Below are 15,438 nucleotides of genomic sequence, written 5' to 3'. Positions count from 1 at the left end.
ATGGCGACGCGAAGGCGTCTTATCCGGCCTACGCGGACGGGGGTTGTAGGCCGGATAAGCGTAGCGCCATCAGGCAATGGCGAGATGGTATCTTATTTCACCGCTTTACCCTTCAATAACTTCCTCACCCACAGACGATTCGGATTCAGCGCTGCCAGCGTACTGGCATCCATAGGAATAGGTTCATCGCTCATTTGCGATGCCAGAATTTCTGCACACAGCGGGGCAGTACACAGCCCGCGCGAGCCCAGCGCACCTAACATAAATAAATCGGAATACACCGGGGCGTTTACGGCGTGCACTCTGTCTTCGGCAAGCGTGGCGTATTGGCTGAGCGTGGTGTCATAGTCCGCGACATTGCCCACCATCGGCATGTGATCGCGCGTGGCACAGCGCACTCCACAACGGGCGGCATTGCCACTAACGTCTACTTCTTTTGCCCACGAGGCATTCGGGAAACAATCTATTAAGCGCTGACGGTTTTGCTGCTGATCGTCCGCGCGATACACCGTTTCTTCACTTCCGCGATGATAGCTGGCGCCAATGCAGTGCTGCTGGTTTTGCGGGTTGTGCGGCGTGAGGTAGCCGTCATAGCACAGCACCTGACGCAGCGCTGAAAGCGAAGGCGTGGTAGGAATGTGACTCACCTGACCGCCTACGGAGTAGACCGGTAGCGACTGCGTCTGCTCAACGCCGTTAATGCGATGCCCGTTAGCCAGAACCACCGCAGCGTGAGTGGCGGTTTCGCCACTGGCAAACGTCAATTGCCAGTGTTCTGTCTGCCGAGACAGCGAGGCCAGCGTATGTTGATACCGGGTGCGTAATCCCAGCGTTGCGGCGTAGTCGAATACGGCGGCGGTTAATTGTGCCGGACACAGCCATCCTCCGGCAGGGTACTGAATCCCGCCGCATCCGGTTTCTACGCCGGTCGTTTGTAAAACCTGCTCTGCGTTAACGCTGACGGCGAGCGCATCAGGCAATTCAAGGGACAGCATTTGAGCGATTTTCTGCTGGCTTTTTTCATCCCACGCCAGTTGCGTCACACCGCACCAGTCATGCTCGAACTCAACGGGGAGGGCGTCATACAGTCGACGAGCGAAGGTAAACGCGGTGGGGAAAAAGAGATTAATGGCCGCGTCATGCTTGCTGAGTAGCGGATAAAGCGCGCCCTGGCGATTGCCGGATGCCCCCCTGGCTGGATTATCGTCGGCGCAATAGAGTGTGACCTGCCAGCCGCGACGCAGTAACGCCAACGACAGCAATGCGCTGGCAATCCCCCCGCCAATAATGGCGGCTTCGCGTTTATCTGTTCCGGAACGTGCAAACCAGGGAGCCGATGAAGGGAGCGTCAGCGTCTGTTCCATTACGCCACAGAGCATTTCGCGTTTGCGACCAAAGCCTTTGCATTTTTGCATCGTAAACCCGGCTTCCTGCAACCCCCGACGCACAAAGCCCGCTGAGGTAAAGGTCGCCAGCGTACCGCCGGGACGAGCCAGACGGGCCATTGCGTTAAACAGCGTTGGCGTCCACATATCCGGATTTTTTGCCGGTGCGAAACCGTCCAGAAACCAGGCGTCCACTTTTTGATTCAGGGAGTCATCGAGCTTACTGGTCAGTTCGTTAATATCGCCAAACCACAGATCCAGCGTGACGCGTCCTTCATCAAGGAGCAGGCGATGGCATCCCGCCAGCGGCAGCGGCCATTGCTCTTGCAGCGCCGTGGCCCATGGGGCAAGTTCTGGCCAGTGCTGATGAGCTAAGGTGAGATCTTCACGCGTTAGCGGATATTTTTCAAAACTGATGAAATGTAATCTTTCCAGGGTAGCTTCAGGATGGGTATCGCGAAAATCGGTAAATGCCTGCCAGAGCGTCAGGAAGTTAAGTCCGGTGCCAAACCCGCTTTCTGCCACCACGAAGAGGGGACGTGAATGCGCAGGGAATCGCTGGGCGAGATGATTCCCGCCGAGAAAGACGTAACGTGTCTCTTCCAGCCCGTTATCATTAGAAAAATAGACATCGTCAAAATCTCGGGAAACAGGTGTACCCTCAGCGTTGAATTCAAGGTTTGCAGGTTGTATAGCGTATTGTTTCACGTAAGTTACTCGTCTGGCAGGCTGTGCCCCGATCTTAGCGATGAGTGCCTGGCTGCGCAAATTTCCACATTAAATGGCTGATCGGACTTGTTCGGCGTACAAGTGTACGCTATTGTGCCACTCGAAACTTTAAAATAGTGCGACTTACAGAGGTATTGAATGAAACGTGCAGTGATTACTGGCTTGGGCATCGTTTCCAGCATCGGTAATAACCAGCAGGAAGTCCTGGCATCTCTGCGTGAAGGACGTTCAGGGATCACTTTCTCTCAGGAGCTGAAGGACTCCGGCATGCGTAGCCACGTTTGGGGCAACGTAAAACTGGATACCACTGGCCTCATTGACCGCAAAGTAGTGCGCTTTATGAGCGACGCATCCATCTATGCATTCCTTTCTATGGAACAGGCAGTGGCTGATGCCGGCCTTGCAGCAGAAGATTACCAGAACAACCCGCGCGTTGGCCTGATTGCAGGTTCCGGCGGCGGCTCCCCGCGTTTTCAGGTGTTCGGTGCTGACGCAATGCGTAGCCCGCGTGGTCTGAAAGCGGTTGGCCCGTATGTGGTCACCAAAGCGATGGCGTCCGGCGTTTCTGCCTGCCTCGCAACGCCGTTCAAAATCCACGGCGTAAACTACTCTATCAGCTCTGCCTGTGCGACATCTGCGCACTGTATCGGTAACGCGGTAGAACAAATTCAGCTGGGCAAACAGGACATCGTTTTTGCTGGCGGCGGCGAAGAGCTGTGCTGGGAAATGGCGTGTGAATTCGACGCCATGGGCGCGCTGTCTACTAAATACAACGACGATCCGTCCAAAGCTTCCCGTACCTATGACGCAAACCGCGATGGTTTCGTTATTGCCGGCGGCGGCGGTATGGTCGTGGTTGAAGAGCTGGAGCACGCGCTGGCACGTGGCGCGCATATCTACGCGGAAATCGTCGGTTACGGCGCAACGTCCGATGGCGCAGACATGGTTGCTCCGTCTGGTGAAGGCGCAGTACGTTGCATGCAAATGGCGATGCACGGTGTAGACACCCCGATCGACTATCTGAACTCTCACGGTACCTCTACCCCGGTAGGCGACGTGAAAGAGCTGGGTGCAATTCGTGAAGTGTTTGGCGACAACAGCCCTGCAATCTCTGCGACTAAAGCCATGACCGGCCACTCCCTGGGCGCAGCTGGCGTACAGGAAGCTATCTACTCTCTGCTGATGCTGGAACACGGCTTTATCGCGCCGAGCATCAACATTGAAGAGCTGGATGAGCAGGCGGCAGGTCTGAACATCGTGACTAAACCGACCGAGCAGGCGCTGACTACCGTGATGTCCAACAGCTTCGGCTTTGGCGGCACTAACGCAACGCTGGTTATGCGTAAGCTGAAAGCATAAGTCTGCAAAATGAAAAATGAGATGCAAAGGGGAGCCTGATGGCTCCCCTTTTTTATCTATTCATCTTTTCGTACTCCGGTGCGATCTCCGCAGACCATGCCTTGGCGTGTGCGATATCACCGGCGCTGTAGATTGGCTGTTCAAATTGATTGCCCAGATCCCGCACGCGATAAATTTTCCAGCGACCCTCTTCCCAACGCGTATACACTTCCAGTTGCATGGGCGCTTCGCCTGCCGGTCCACCTAATTGTACTTCCACCTTTTCGCCACCGAGAAAGGGCTGAACTGCTCCAACCCGTAGCCGCGGGATCCATTCAGGGTCATAATCCTGCACGTACATAAAGTAGTCAGAATTTATTATTTCCTGCTCGTAAAGGCTGCCAATCAGCGCCAGACGGTCGATAACGTCTTTCGCCACATAACGTTGCATGAGCGCGGACGTATCTCGATCTTGTGTGTAGGCGGACATCCACGCGAGATAGAATTGTTTAACATCCTGAGTGCTGTCACTGCGTGATGAAGAACAGCTACAAAGTAACAAAACTAGAGCAATCAATGGGAACGCTTTCATTACTACTTCCTGTAAATAGTGTATGAAGGCTTTGCCGCCCGATAGCCTGGCCCCGCCCACATATCACGTTGTCTAAAATCGGAGTACCACTCCTGACCGTCAAATATCGCCATATGCCCGCTTGGGTTTCCTCCCTCATAAGGTTGAATGACGACGACATCTCCTGCTCTGGGTTGTTCAAATGTGCCGATAGGACGGAATCCTGCGTTTTTTAACAGCGGTCCATAATCTTTAGCATGGTAGGTATTCCCAAGAGAAATACCTCCTGTCTGAATGGCTTTGCGGGTAAATTCTGCACAGCGCTTCTGAGAATGCGCGCCTGCATGTGATTTCGCATAATTTGTTGCTGCTGTTTTATTCCAGCTCATCATGACTCCTGTTAAAAGAATATGTAATAAGTTCGTGTATTGCTTTAACAGGATTTAATCTGATGGGCATAACCGATAGTGCTATTAATATCGGGAATATATTTGGTTGAGATATAAATTAATCTGCCATGCAAATTATGGGTAACGCATTTATAGTTTATGGTTATTTTTTGTGACGGTTATTTTTTCTGATTTCGAGAGATAGCGCGATGGCCAAATCATGTCCGGCGTGGTTTCCAGCGCCTGTGCGATGATCTGTTCTGCTCTGGGCCAGTTGCGGGTAAATACATTTCGTAGCGAATCAGGAGACAAGCCCGCAGAACGTGACAATTCTCTGAGCGTAATGCCTCTTTTTTCCAGTGCACTTTTAATATCTGCACGATGCCAGTCTTGGCTTTTGTGTTCCATTCTGTAATCCTAAGAAGATGTGTTATCGGTGCCGATATTTTTCAGGGTATAAATTAGAAAAAAAGAACGTTACTTTCTTGTTGTCGTAGGAATATTGCCAGAATTAATTTGAAATTTCGCGAAAAAGAAAAAATATTTTTATTTCATCAGCAGAAAGGAAAGAAACTGATGGTAAAAGAGTGGTTCACGGTAAAGGAGTGTCTTGAATTACCGGGGTTTCCTGGAAGCGCACCAGCTGTACGTCTGCGCTTAAATACCAACAGTGAAGGGAAGGAGGGCGTTAAGCGCAAGCGCGCGAAATCTAAGGCCGAGGAATTTCATATTTCTGCGTTCCCACTGTATGTACGCTCGTATCTGAATGAAAATGAGAAAACAGAGGCGCCTGATCGCAACATTGTGCAGGAAGCCGAGCCCAAAGAGATTTGGGATATGATGTTCCGGCTCCTGACGCCGCAGCAGCGTGAACAGGTAACCGGGAGGTTTAGAGCGAAAGGCATTGATGCGGTATTTCCCTTTTTGTTCGTTGAGAAGTCACCGCTTTGAAACACACAGCTATGCTTTCACAGTTGACAGCCAGGGTCACTCGCAGGCAGACTCCAGCTTCAACATTATCCTCTTGATAATGCGTAAGCGTTTAACGTTATCCAACGCACCTTAATCCTGATAGTCAGGTAGAGGGGGCGTGGACATTCCTCGCCTTACTCTGCATTTTGGAGTAACGCATGACAGCTGTAACCCAACAAGAAAAAACACCTTCGGCGAACTTTTCGCTGTTTCGTATCGCTTTTGCAGTTTTCCTGACCTATATGACGGTCGGTCTCCCTTTGCCCGTGATTCCTCTGTTTGTGCATCAGGAACTGGGCTATGGCAATACTATGGTCGGTATCGCCGTAGGTGTACAGTTTCTGGCAACGGTATTAACGCGCGGCTACGCCGGGCGCTTAGCCGATCAATATGGTGCTAAACGCTCGGCACTACAGGGGATGTTTGCCTGTGGGCTGGCGGGCGCGGCGTGGCTTTTAGCCGCGCTATTGCCTGTTTCTGTCCCTGTAAAATTTGCGTTGTTAATCGTCGGGCGTTTGATCCTCGGTTTTGGCGAAAGCCAACTGCTCACCGGTACGCTGACCTGGGGGTTGGGGCTGGTCGGCCCAACACGCTCCGGTAAGGTGATGTCGTGGAACGGAATGGCGATTTACGGCGCGCTGGCCGCTGGTGCACCGCTGGGCCTGTTGATCCACAGCCACTTTGGCTTCGCGGCGCTGGCGGGAACGACGATGGTATTACCGCTGCTGGCATGGGCATTCAACGGCACCGTGCGTAAAGTGCCTGCGCATGCAGGAGAACGTCCTTCTTTATGGAGCGTAGTCGGGCTTATATGGAAACCGGGCCTGGGCCTGGCGCTGCAGGGCGTTGGCTTTGCGGTGATCGGTACCTTTATTTCACTCTATTTTGTCAGCAACGGCTGGACGATGGCGGGGTTCACCCTGACTGCGTTTGGTGGGGCGTTTGTGCTGATGCGCATTCTGTTTGGCTGGATGCCGGACCGTTTCGGCGGCGTGAAGGTTGCCGTTGTCTCTTTGCTGGTGGAAACTGCGGGGCTGATTTTGCTGTGGCAGGCCCCATCGGCCTGGATTGCGCTGCTCGGGGCGGCATTAACCGGGGCCGGGTGTTCGCTTATCTTCCCGGCATTGGGCGTCGAAGTGGTGAAGCGAGTGCCCGCGCAGGTTCGCGGTACGGCGCTGGGCGGTTACGCCGCGTTTCAGGATATCTCCTACGGTATAAGCGGTCCGGTCGCCGGGGTGCTGGCCACCGCGTACGGTTATCCCTCAGTGTTCCTTGCCGGGGCGATATCCGCCGTGGTGGGGATTATTGTAACGTTGCTTACGCTGCGTAAAGGTTAGGCGACCAGCCAGAAAATGGCTAACGCAATTATCAACGCAACAAACAGCAGTCCCGGTCGTGCCGACAGAGATTTAACCGTTTCAATCATCGGCGCGAACGGGCTGTAAATGGGCTGCAGATGACGCGGATCGCTGAGCTCACGTTCTCGTTCCACGCGACGCAGGAAAATTTGATTGAGCAAATCCTGCACCTGCACCATGGTCAGAATCGATTGTGGTTGGATCTGATACGTCTGCTGCGCGTATTCTTTTATCGCTGTCAGCTCATTCGGCTCTAATGGCAGCTTCAGCGCCGCCTGGAGCGTTTGTAGCGTTGGTGCGCTTTGCAGGCTGAGCGTCTGGCGCGCCTGCAGCCAGGTGACCAGGTGCGTAAACTGTTTGGCAGGGATCAGCTCACCGCTTTTTACGCCAGACAACTCCAGCATCGACTGCCAGATCATCTTCCCGGATTCTCCCGTGGCCGCCGCCAGTTTGGTAACTAACTGGTTCAGCGTATTGTGCTCTGCGGGGAGCAACGGGCGATCGGTAGCCGGGCGCTGCTGCGGCTGCGGTATCGACAGCTGTCCTTGTTGCAGCAGCGTGAGCACGTTCTTCAACTGCTCAGGCGTGAGCTGGCTGAGCGCCGTTTGCCCATACTGCTGACGGATAAAATCACTCACCGCCTGGCGATTATTTCCCTGGCTCAGTAATTCAGTGAGCTGCGAAAGCACCTGACGATTAACATGATTTTGCTGAGCAACCCCCAGTCGTTGGTTAAGGTTTTGCTCAGCGGCAGGAAAGTGACGTGATTGCAGCGGCGTATCACTTTTGACGCCCAGATCGTGCTTCATTCCGGCCCACACCTCAGCGCTTTGCTGCTGGGTGAGTGAAATCAAACGGGTAATTAGCCGTTCCAGCACAGTACGTTGTTGCGTGGATAGCGGTTGTTCACCCGCAGCGGAAGGGGCATTTTGGCCTTCGCCGGGAGGGCGTGCGGGCGTACCTGAAATGGGCTGCATCATCTCTGTTCCTTAAATCTGTGCTGACCAGGTCTCGCAGTATGCCTGGCGGCGAGATTATGGCACACTTGCCCGGTTAACTCTCGTTCTCAAACAGGTGCGAAAGACGTGAAAATCCTCGTTGATGAAAATATGCCCTATGCCCGCGAACTGTTCAGTCGTTTGGGGGAGGTCAAAGCGGTTCCCGGTCGTCCGATTCCCGTTGCTGAACTGGATGATGCGGATGCTTTAATGGTGCGCTCGGTGACGAAAGTAAATGAATCACTGCTTGGCGGAAAACCGGTTAAATTTGTCGGTACGGCAACCGCTGGCACAGACCATGTGGATGACGCCTGGCTTGCGCAGGCGGGGATCGGTTTTTCCGCCGCGCCCGGTTGTAACGCAATAGCGGTCGTAGAATATGTTTTTTCAGCGTTACTGATGCTGGCGGAGCGCGACGGGTTTGCGTTACGCGATCGCACCGTAGGCATTGTGGGTGTGGGTAACGTTGGCGGGCGTTTGCAGGCGCGTCTGGAAGCGCTGGGGATCCGCACGCTGCTGTGCGATCCACCGCGAGCCGATCGCGGTGACGAAGGCAATTTCTGCTCGCTGGATGAACTGGTTGAGCAAGCCGATGTGCTGACTTTCCATACCCCGCTGTTTAAAGACGGGCCGTACAAAACGCTGCACATGGCGGATGACGCGCTGATTAGCCGGTTGAAGCCGGGCACTATTTTGATCAACGCCTGCCGTGGGCCGGTCATCGACAATACGGCATTGCTGAACCGATTGAATGCCGGTCAGTCGCTGAGCGTTGTGCTGGATGTCTGGGAAGGAGAGCCGGATCTCAATGTGGCGTTGCTGGAGAAAGCCGATATCGGCACGGCGCACATTGCCGGGTATACCCTCGAAGGAAAAGCGCGTGGCACCACGCAGGTCTTTGAGGCCTATAGTAAGTTTATTGGTCACGAGCAGCACGTTGCGCTCAGTACCCTGTTACCCGCGCCGGAATTTGGTCGTATCACCCTGCATGGCCCGTTAGATCAGCCAACGCTGAAAAGGCTGGTGCATTTAGTGTATGATGTGCGCCGCGATGATGCGCCGCTGCGCAAAGTCGCTGGAATTCCGGGTGAGTTTGATAAACTGCGTAAAAATTACCTTGAGCGTCGTGAATGGTCGTCTTTATATGTGATGTGTGACGACGCAACGGCTGCTGCCTTATTGTGTAAGCTGGGTTTTAACGCTGTTCATCATCCGGCACATTAATGTCTTCTTAATGCTCCCTGTCGAATAATGCGACAGGGACGCTTACGTATTTCTTGGAGTAAATCACCATGTCTGAAGGCTGGAATATTGCCATTCTGGGCGCAACGGGCGCCGTAGGCGAAGCCCTGCTCGATACGCTGGCTGAACGCCAGTTCCCGGTCGGTGAAATTTATGCGCTGGCGCGTAATGAAAGCGCCGGTGAACATCTGCGTTTTAACGGTAAATCGGTCATAGTGCAGGACGTTGCAGACTTTGACTGGACGCAGGCACAGTTGGCATTTTTTGTTGCGGGCGCTGAAGCCACCGCCGCCTGGGTAGAAGAAGCCACTAATGCAGGTTGCCTGGTGATTGACAGCAGCGGTCTGTTCGCGCTTGAGCCAGACGTTCCGCTGGTGGTTCCGGACGTTAACCCGTTCGTGCTGGCGGATTACCGTAACCGCAATGTGATTGCGGTGCCTAACAGTCTGACCAGCCAACTGCTGTCTGCACTGAAACCGTTGATTGATGACGGTGGGCTTTCGCGTATTACGGTGACCAATATTATCTCAGCTTCCGCTCATGGCAAAAAAGCGGTGGATGCGCTGGCCGGACAGAGTGCAAAACTGCTTAACGGCATCCCGATTGACGAAGATGATTTCTTTGGCCGTCAGTTGGCATTCAACATGCTGCCGCTGCTGCCCGATCGTGAAGGTAGCGTGCGTGAAGAACGTCGTATCGTTGATGAAGTGCGCAAAATTATGCAGGATGATGGTCTGCTCATCTCTGCCAGCATCGTGCAGTCCCCGGTATTTTATGGCCACGCGCAGATGGTGAATTTTGAGGCCCTGCGCCCGTTGGCGGCGGAAGAAGCGCGCGATGCGTTTTCACGCGGTGAAGACGTGGTGTTGTCGGAAGAGACCGATTTCCCGACCCAGGTTGGCGATGCATCGGGCACGCCGCACCTTTCTATTGGCTGCGTGCATAATGATTACGGTATGCCAGAGCAGGTTCAGTTCTGGTCTGTGGCGGACAACGTACGCTTTGGCGGCGCGTTAATGGCGGTGAAAATTGCGGAAAAACTGGTGCAGGAGTACCTGTACTAATGTCTGACCAGCAACAGCCGTCAACCCATAAAATTGCGCTGGGCATTGAGTATGACGGCAGCAAATATTATGGCTGGCAGCGCCAGAACGAAGTGCGTAGCGTTCAGGAAAAACTGGAAAAAGCGCTCTCTCAGGTGGCGAATGAACGCATCAATGTTTTTTGTGCAGGACGCACGGATGCGGGCGTTCATGGCACTGGGCAGGTCGTGCATTTTGAAACCACTGCCCAGCGTAAAGATGCGGCCTGGACACTGGGGGTAAATGCGAATTTACCTGGTGACATCGCCGTGCGCTGGGTTAAAGCTGTACCCGATGATTTTCATGCCCGATTTAGCGCCACAGCTCGCCGTTATCGCTACATCATCTACAATCATCGGTTGCGCCCTGCTGTTTTGGGTAAAGGGGTAACCCATTACTATGAACCGCTGGACGCTGAGCGTATGCATCGTGCGGCCCAGTGTCTGATTGGCGAAAATGATTTTACCTCGTTTCGAGCGGTGCAGTGTCAGTCGCGCACGCCGTGGCGAAACGTGATGCACATTAACGTCGAACGTTTCGGTGCATATGTGGTGGTGGATATTAAAGCGAATGCCTTTGTACATCATATGGTCAGGAATATTGTCGGCAGCCTGATGGAAGTTGGCGCCAACAACCAGCCGGAGAGCTGGATAGCAGAACTGTTAGCGGCAAAGGACAGAACGCTGGCAGCGGCAACGGCGAAAGCGGAAGGATTGTATCTGGTTGCGGTAGATTACCCGGACCGGTTCGACCTGCCAAAACCGCCTATGGGCCCGCTATTTCTGGCGGACTAATTTGAGTCGTATAAAGGCAAAACTATGGACCTGATTTACTTTCTTATCGATTTTATCCTGCACATTGATGTGCACCTGGCGGAGCTGGTTGCGGAATACGGTATCTGGGTATACGCCATTCTGTTTCTGATCCTGTTCTGTGAAACCGGGCTGGTGGTGACACCATTCCTGCCAGGGGACTCGCTGCTGTTTGTTGCGGGTGCGCTTTCTGCGCTGCCAACCAACGATCTTAATGTTCATCTGATGGTGGCACTGATGATTGTGGCGGCGATTGTGGGCGATGCGGTGAACTACACGATTGGCCGATTGTTCGGGGAAAAACTTTTCAGTAACCCGAACTCCAAAATTTTCCGCCGCAGCTACCTGGATAAAACCCATGCGTTCTACGAGCGTCATGGCGGTAAGACGATTATCCTGGCGCGTTTCGTGCCTATCGTGCGTACATTTGCGCCGTTTGTTGCCGGTATGGGACATATGTCCTACCGTCACTTTGCGATGTATAACGTCGTAGGTGCATTGCTGTGGGTATTGTTGTTCACCTACGCAGGCTACCTGTTCGGCGATTTGCCGATCGTCCAGGAAAACCTGAAATTATTGATTGTGGCGATTATCGTCCTTTCCGTATTGCCGGGGGTGATTGAAGTAATTCGCCATAAGCGTGCTGCGTCACGGGCTGCAAAATAGAAAGTAACTCAGCGGTTCGACCACTTTTTTATCCAAAGTTTCGGGCTGTTATGTTTTAATGTGCAACATTCATGGTCTGTTAGGGGCAAAAATGGCATTATGCGCCCCTTATAACAAAGCTGACTAGGGTTCAGGCAGAAAGGTCACCAATGAGCTGGATTGAACGAATTAAAAGCAACATTACTCCCACCCGCAAGGCAAGCATTCCTGAAGGGGTGTGGACCAAGTGTGATAGCTGCGGTCAGGTTTTATACCGTGCTGAGCTGGAACGTAATCTTGAGGTCTGTCCGAAGTGTGACCATCATATGCGCATGTCGGCGCGCAATCGCCTGCATAGCCTGTTAGATGAAGGTTCTCTTGTGGAACTGGGTAGCGAGCTTGAGCCGAAAGACGTGCTGAAGTTTCGTGACTCCAAAAAATACAAAGACAGACTGGCTTCTGCGCAGAAAGAAACTGGCGAGAAAGATGCGCTGGTGGTGATGAAAGGCACACTTCACGGTATGCCGGTCGTTGCTGCGGCATTCGAGTTCGCGTTTATGGGCGGCTCCATGGGCTCTGTGGTCGGCGCGCGTTTTGTCCGTGCCGTTGAGCAGGCGCTGGAAGACAACTGTCCGCTGATCTGCTTCTCCGCTTCTGGCGGGGCGCGTATGCAGGAAGCGCTGATGTCTTTGATGCAGATGGCGAAAACCTCTGCTGCGCTGGCGAAAATGCAGGAACGCGGTTTACCGTATATTTCTGTACTGACCGACCCAACAATGGGTGGTGTTTCCGCAAGCTTCGCGATGCTGGGCGATCTCAACATTGCAGAACCGAAAGCATTGATCGGCTTCGCTGGTCCGCGTGTTATCGAGCAAACCGTACGTGAGAAACTGCCGCCGGGATTCCAGCGCAGCGAGTTCCTGATTGAAAAGGGCGCTATCGATATGATCGTCCGCCGTCCGGAAATGCGCCTGAAACTGGCAAGCATCCTGGCGAAGCTGATGAATCTTCCCGCGCCGAATCCGGATGAGCCGCGTGAAGGCGAAGTGGTACCTCCGGTTCCCGATCAGGAACCAGAGGCCTGATAGTTTACGCTATGGGTTTCGGGTTGCAGGCAGGCGACAAGAGTGTTAATCCCGATGAACTTACACCGTTAAGTGATTCGGGAGAGCGAGTACAGCCAACACATCTGCAACGTGGAAAACGACGTGTAAAAAAGGGCAGGCCGGTTGGCGCTGCCCTTTTGCTTTTCTCAACGTAAAGAATCTACAGGCATCATGGACAATAAACGTATCCCTCAAGCCGCGTCGCCCCTGGCGTCGTGGCTTTCTTATCTTGAAAACCTGCACAGTAAAACCATCGATCTGGGCCTTGAACGCGTCAGCCAGGTGGCGCGTAAACTGGGTGTGTTGAAACCTGCGCCATTTGTTTTTACGGTGGCAGGAACCAATGGGAAAGGCACAACCTGTCGTACGCTGGAATCTGTGCTGACTGCGGCAGGCTATAAAGTTGGGGTGTACAGTTCGCCTCATCTGGTGCGCTACACGGAACGCGTACGCGTGCAGGGGCGTGAACTGCCGGAATCAGCTCATACCGCCTCGTTTGCTGAGATTGAAGACGCACGTGGTGACATTTCCCTGACTTACTTTGAATACGGTACGTTATCGGCACTCTGGCTGTTTAAACAGGCCCAACTGGATGTTGTTATTCTGGAAGTGGGGTTAGGCGGCCGCCTTGACGCCACCAATATCGTCGATGCCGATGTCGCAGTAGTCACCAGTATTGCGCTTGACCATACTGACTGGCTGGGCCCGGATCGCGAAAGTATTGGTCGTGAGAAGGCAGGGATTTTCCGCGCAGAGAAACCGGCCATCGTCGGCGAACCGGAAATGCCTTACACCATCGCGGATGTCGCTCAGGAGTGCGGGGCGATTTTGCAACGTTGCGGTGTGGACTGGCGCTATGCGGTCACGGAGAACGACTGGTCGTTTACTGATGCTCATGGAACGCTGGCGCACCTGCCGTTGCCGCAGGTGCCACAACCTAATGCTGCAACCGCACTGGCCGCACTGCGCGCAAGCGGCCTTAACGTCAGCGAGCAGGCCATTCGTGACGGTATCGAACAAGCGATTTTACCGGGACGCTTCCAGATTGTGAGCGAGTCGCCGCGGGTGATTTTTGATGTTGCCCATAACCCGCATGCGGCGGAGTATCTGACCGGACGTCTGAAAAAGTTAGTGAAAAGCGGGCGTGTACTTGCGGTTATCGGTATGCTACATGATAAAGATATTGCAGGTACGTTGGCCTGGCTGAAAAGTGTGGTTGACGACTGGTACTGTGCGCCCCTGGAAGGGCTGCGTGGTGCAACGGCAGAACAGCTGCTGGAGCACCTGGGCAAAGGCAACGCTTATGACAGCGTGGCGCAGGCATGGGCTGCGGCACTTGCTGAGGCGAAGCCAGAAGATACCGTGTTGGTGTGTGGATCGTTTCACACTGTCGCACATGTCATGGAAGTAATAGACGTGGGGAGAAGCGGTGGCGAGTAAGTTTCAGAACCGATTAGTCGGCACAATTGTGCTGGTCGCGCTCGGGGTAATTGTGCTTCCCGGGCTGCTTGACGGCCAGAAAAAGCATTATCAGGATGAATTTGCAGCGATCCCACTGGTGCCTAAACCCGGCGATCGCGATGAACCAGACATGATGCCAGCAGCAACGCAGGCGCTGCCGACTCAGCCGCCGGAAGGGGCGGCAGAAGAGGTGCGTGCGGGTGATGCTGCCGCGCCATCGTTGGATCCATCACGTTTGACGACGGCAAACAGTGCGGAGTTAGATCCTGTCCCTGCGCCTGTGGAACCACCGAAACCTAAACCGAAACCGCAGCCTGTTGCTGTCGCCCCGACGCCAACGCCGGCACCGACTCCAGCGCAGAAACCGGCCGCTGAGGAAGCGCCAGCGCCAACCGGAAAAGCGTACGTTGTACAGCTCGGTGCATTGAAAAACGCGGATAAGGTCAATGAGATCGTGGGTAAACTTCGTGGCGCGGGCTTCCGGGTATATACTTCCCCGTCAACGCCGGTGCAGGGTAAAATAACCCGCATTCTCGTAGGACCTGACGCCTCCAAAGATAAGCTGAAGAACTCGCTCGGCGAGCTGCAGAAGATCTCTGGTTTGAGCGGGGTGGTGATGGGGTATACCCCTAACTAAGGGATTGCGTTACGTTGCTCTGATGTAGGCCGGACAAGGTGTTTACACCGCCATCCGGCAGTGCCCGAAGAGGCATAAAATCGTATGGCGTTGAAGATTTTTTCAGCGCCATTTTTATTTACGCGTGGAAAGGAAATCCCTACGCAAACGTTTTCTTTTTCTGTTAGAATGCGCCCCGAACAGGACGACAGGGCGTAAAATCGTGGGACACATATGGTCTGGATTGATTACGCCATTATCGCGGTGATTGGTTTTTCCTGTCTGGTTAGCCTGATCCGTGGCTTTGTTCGTGAAGCATTATCGTTGGTGACTTGGGGCTGTGCTTTCTTTGTCGCCAGCCATTACTACACTTACCTGTCTGTCTGGTTTACGGGCTTTGAAGACGAACTGGTTCGAAATGGGATTGCTATCGCGATACTGTTCATCGCGACACTTATCGTCGGCGCTATCGTTAACTTTGTGATAGGCCAACTGGTAGAGAAAACAGGACTGTCGGGTACCGACAGGGTGTTGGGGATCTGCTTCGGTGCTTTGCGTGGAGCGTTGATCGTCGCCGCCATACTGTTCTTTCTCGATACCTTTACCGGTCTGTCGAAAAGTGAAGACTGGGGTAAGTCACAGCTGATCCCGCAGTTCAGTTTCATCATCAGATGGTTCTTTGACTATCTGCAAAGCTCGTCAAGTTTCTTGCCCAAAGTATAAACTTTGGGTCG

Annotated in this window: 16 protein-coding genes; 11 read left to right on the top strand and 5 right to left on the bottom strand. The window is 53.7% G+C overall.

What is annotated here, in order from left to right:
- Positions 1-92 precede the first annotated feature (92 nt).
- Entirely contained in the window at positions 93-2,093 is a 2,001-nt protein-coding gene (mnmC, locus tag OGY13_RS19285) for a bifunctional tRNA (5-methylaminomethyl-2-thiouridine)(34)-methyltransferase MnmC2/FAD-dependent 5-carboxymethylaminomethyl-2-thiouridine(34) oxidoreductase MnmC1 (RefSeq protein WP_213752554.1), read from the bottom strand.
- 159 nt (positions 2,094-2,252) lie between these two features.
- On the opposite strand from mnmC, the gene fabB reads away from it, so the two are divergent.
- Positions 2,253-3,473 carry a beta-ketoacyl-ACP synthase I gene (gene fabB, locus OGY13_RS19280; RefSeq protein WP_038642358.1) on the top strand — a complete coding sequence of 407 codons (1,221 nt, stop codon included), beginning with the start codon at positions 2,253-2,255 and terminating at the stop codon, positions 3,471-3,473.
- Between the two features lie 52 nt (positions 3,474-3,525).
- Here fabB and OGY13_RS19275 read toward each other — a convergent pair whose 3' ends face one another.
- The 3 genes from OGY13_RS19275 to OGY13_RS19265 form a co-directional block, all read right to left on the bottom strand.
- Positions 3,526-4,044 carry a YqhG/Tai3 family protein gene (locus tag OGY13_RS19275; protein WP_071445205.1) on the bottom strand — a complete coding sequence of 173 codons (519 nt, stop codon included), beginning with the start codon at positions 4,042-4,044 and terminating at the stop codon, positions 3,526-3,528.
- Positions 4,045-4,046: 2 nt separating this feature from the next.
- Complete coding sequence (locus OGY13_RS19270; protein WP_213752566.1) at positions 4,047-4,412, bottom strand: CHAP domain-containing protein; 366 nt, start codon at positions 4,410-4,412, stop codon at positions 4,047-4,049.
- A gap of 150 nt (positions 4,413-4,562) precedes the next feature.
- Entirely contained in the window at positions 4,563-4,820 is a 258-nt protein-coding gene (locus OGY13_RS19265) for a helix-turn-helix domain-containing protein (RefSeq protein WP_060683488.1), read from the bottom strand.
- Positions 4,821-4,988: 168 nt separating this feature from the next.
- Here OGY13_RS19265 and OGY13_RS19260 point away from each other — a divergent pair, with 168 nt between their 5' ends.
- Together OGY13_RS19260 and OGY13_RS19255 are read left to right on the top strand one after the other, a co-directional pair.
- Positions 4,989-5,363, top strand: a complete 375-nt coding sequence (locus OGY13_RS19260; RefSeq protein WP_213752567.1) for a MerR family transcriptional regulator — start codon at positions 4,989-4,991, stop codon at positions 5,361-5,363.
- Positions 5,364-5,542: 179 nt separating this feature from the next.
- Positions 5,543-6,721, top strand: a complete 1,179-nt coding sequence (locus OGY13_RS19255) for an MFS transporter (RefSeq protein ID WP_003834805.1) — start codon at positions 5,543-5,545, stop codon at positions 6,719-6,721.
- Here the strand turns inward: OGY13_RS19255 and flk are convergent.
- Positions 6,718-7,719, bottom strand: coding sequence for a flagella biosynthesis regulator Flk (flk, locus tag OGY13_RS19250; RefSeq protein WP_079939942.1), 1,002 nt, complete (start codon positions 7,717-7,719; stop codon positions 6,718-6,720). The two genes, OGY13_RS19255 and flk, sit on opposite strands and share 4 nt — an antisense overlap.
- Positions 7,720-7,827: 108 nt before the next feature.
- Between flk and pdxB the strand changes: the two genes are divergently transcribed.
- The 8 genes from pdxB to cvpA all read left to right on the top strand — a co-directional run bounded on the left by pdxB (position 7,828) and on the right by cvpA (position 15,427).
- The gene (pdxB, locus tag OGY13_RS19245) at positions 7,828-8,964 is read left to right on the top strand and encodes a 4-phosphoerythronate dehydrogenase PdxB (protein ID WP_079939919.1); all 1,137 of its coding nucleotides are present in this window, start codon (positions 7,828-7,830) and stop codon (positions 8,962-8,964) included.
- A gap of 68 nt (positions 8,965-9,032) precedes the next feature.
- Entirely contained in the window at positions 9,033-10,046 is a 1,014-nt protein-coding gene (locus OGY13_RS19240) for an aspartate-semialdehyde dehydrogenase (protein ID WP_008785360.1), read from the top strand.
- Positions 10,046-10,858 carry a tRNA pseudouridine(38-40) synthase TruA gene (gene truA, locus OGY13_RS19235; RefSeq protein WP_003028142.1) on the top strand — a complete coding sequence of 271 codons (813 nt, stop codon included), beginning with the start codon at positions 10,046-10,048 and terminating at the stop codon, positions 10,856-10,858. Before OGY13_RS19240 ends, truA begins: the two co-directional genes overlap by 1 nt.
- Positions 10,859-10,882: 24 nt before the next feature.
- Positions 10,883-11,542, top strand: coding sequence for a DedA family protein (locus OGY13_RS19230; RefSeq protein ID WP_003028140.1), 660 nt, complete (start codon positions 10,883-10,885; stop codon positions 11,540-11,542).
- A 149-nt stretch (positions 11,543-11,691) separates the two neighbouring features.
- A complete protein-coding gene (gene accD / locus OGY13_RS19225; protein WP_003834797.1) occupies positions 11,692-12,606 on the top strand; it encodes an acetyl-CoA carboxylase, carboxyltransferase subunit beta in 915 nt (304 codons plus the stop codon).
- 192 nt (positions 12,607-12,798) lie between these two features.
- A complete protein-coding gene (gene folC / locus OGY13_RS19220; RefSeq protein ID WP_213752555.1) occupies positions 12,799-14,067 on the top strand; it encodes a bifunctional tetrahydrofolate synthase/dihydrofolate synthase in 1,269 nt (422 codons plus the stop codon).
- Positions 14,057-14,725 (top strand): cell division protein DedD, encoded by a 669-nt coding sequence (gene dedD, locus OGY13_RS19215; protein ID WP_213752556.1) that lies wholly within the window; start codon positions 14,057-14,059, stop codon positions 14,723-14,725. Before folC ends, dedD begins: the two co-directional genes overlap by 11 nt.
- A 213-nt stretch (positions 14,726-14,938) precedes the next feature.
- Positions 14,939-15,427, top strand: a complete 489-nt coding sequence (gene cvpA, locus OGY13_RS19210; RefSeq protein ID WP_003028129.1) for a colicin V production protein — start codon at positions 14,939-14,941, stop codon at positions 15,425-15,427.
- Positions 15,428-15,438: the final 11 nt, after the last annotated feature.

The sequence above is a fragment of the Citrobacter sp. Cpo045 genome (assembly GCF_030332875.1).
GTDB lineage: Bacteria > Pseudomonadota > Gammaproteobacteria > Enterobacterales > Enterobacteriaceae > Citrobacter > Citrobacter portucalensis.
This window is presented reverse-complemented; position numbering and strand designations above follow the sequence as displayed.

Excerpts from the sequence above, each read along its gene's own strand:
- fabB (WP_038642358.1), top strand. The coding sequence starts at position 2,253 with ATGAAACGTGCAGTGATTACTGGCTTGGGCATCGTTTCCAGCATCGGT.
- OGY13_RS19275 (WP_071445205.1), bottom strand. The coding sequence starts at position 4,044 with ATGAAAGCGTTCCCATTGATTGCTCTAGTTTTGTTACTTTGTAGCTGT.
- OGY13_RS19270 (WP_213752566.1), bottom strand. The coding sequence starts at position 4,412 with ATGAGCTGGAATAAAACAGCAGCAACAAATTATGCGAAATCACATGCA.
- OGY13_RS19265 (WP_060683488.1), bottom strand. The coding sequence starts at position 4,820 with ATGGAACACAAAAGCCAAGACTGGCATCGTGCAGATATTAAAAGTGCA.
- OGY13_RS19260 (WP_213752567.1), top strand. The coding sequence starts at position 4,989 with ATGGTAAAAGAGTGGTTCACGGTAAAGGAGTGTCTTGAATTACCGGGG.
- OGY13_RS19255 (WP_003834805.1), top strand. The coding sequence starts at position 5,543 with ATGACAGCTGTAACCCAACAAGAAAAAACACCTTCGGCGAACTTTTCG.
- flk (WP_079939942.1), bottom strand. The coding sequence starts at position 7,719 with ATGCAGCCCATTTCAGGTACGCCCGCACGCCCTCCCGGCGAAGGCCAA.
- OGY13_RS19240 (WP_008785360.1), top strand. The coding sequence starts at position 9,033 with ATGTCTGAAGGCTGGAATATTGCCATTCTGGGCGCAACGGGCGCCGTA.
- truA (WP_003028142.1), top strand. The coding sequence starts at position 10,046 with ATGTCTGACCAGCAACAGCCGTCAACCCATAAAATTGCGCTGGGCATT.
- OGY13_RS19230 (WP_003028140.1), top strand. The coding sequence starts at position 10,883 with ATGGACCTGATTTACTTTCTTATCGATTTTATCCTGCACATTGATGTG.
- accD (WP_003834797.1), top strand. The coding sequence starts at position 11,692 with ATGAGCTGGATTGAACGAATTAAAAGCAACATTACTCCCACCCGCAAG.
- folC (WP_213752555.1), top strand. The coding sequence starts at position 12,799 with ATGGACAATAAACGTATCCCTCAAGCCGCGTCGCCCCTGGCGTCGTGG.
- cvpA (WP_003028129.1), top strand. The coding sequence starts at position 14,939 with ATGGTCTGGATTGATTACGCCATTATCGCGGTGATTGGTTTTTCCTGT.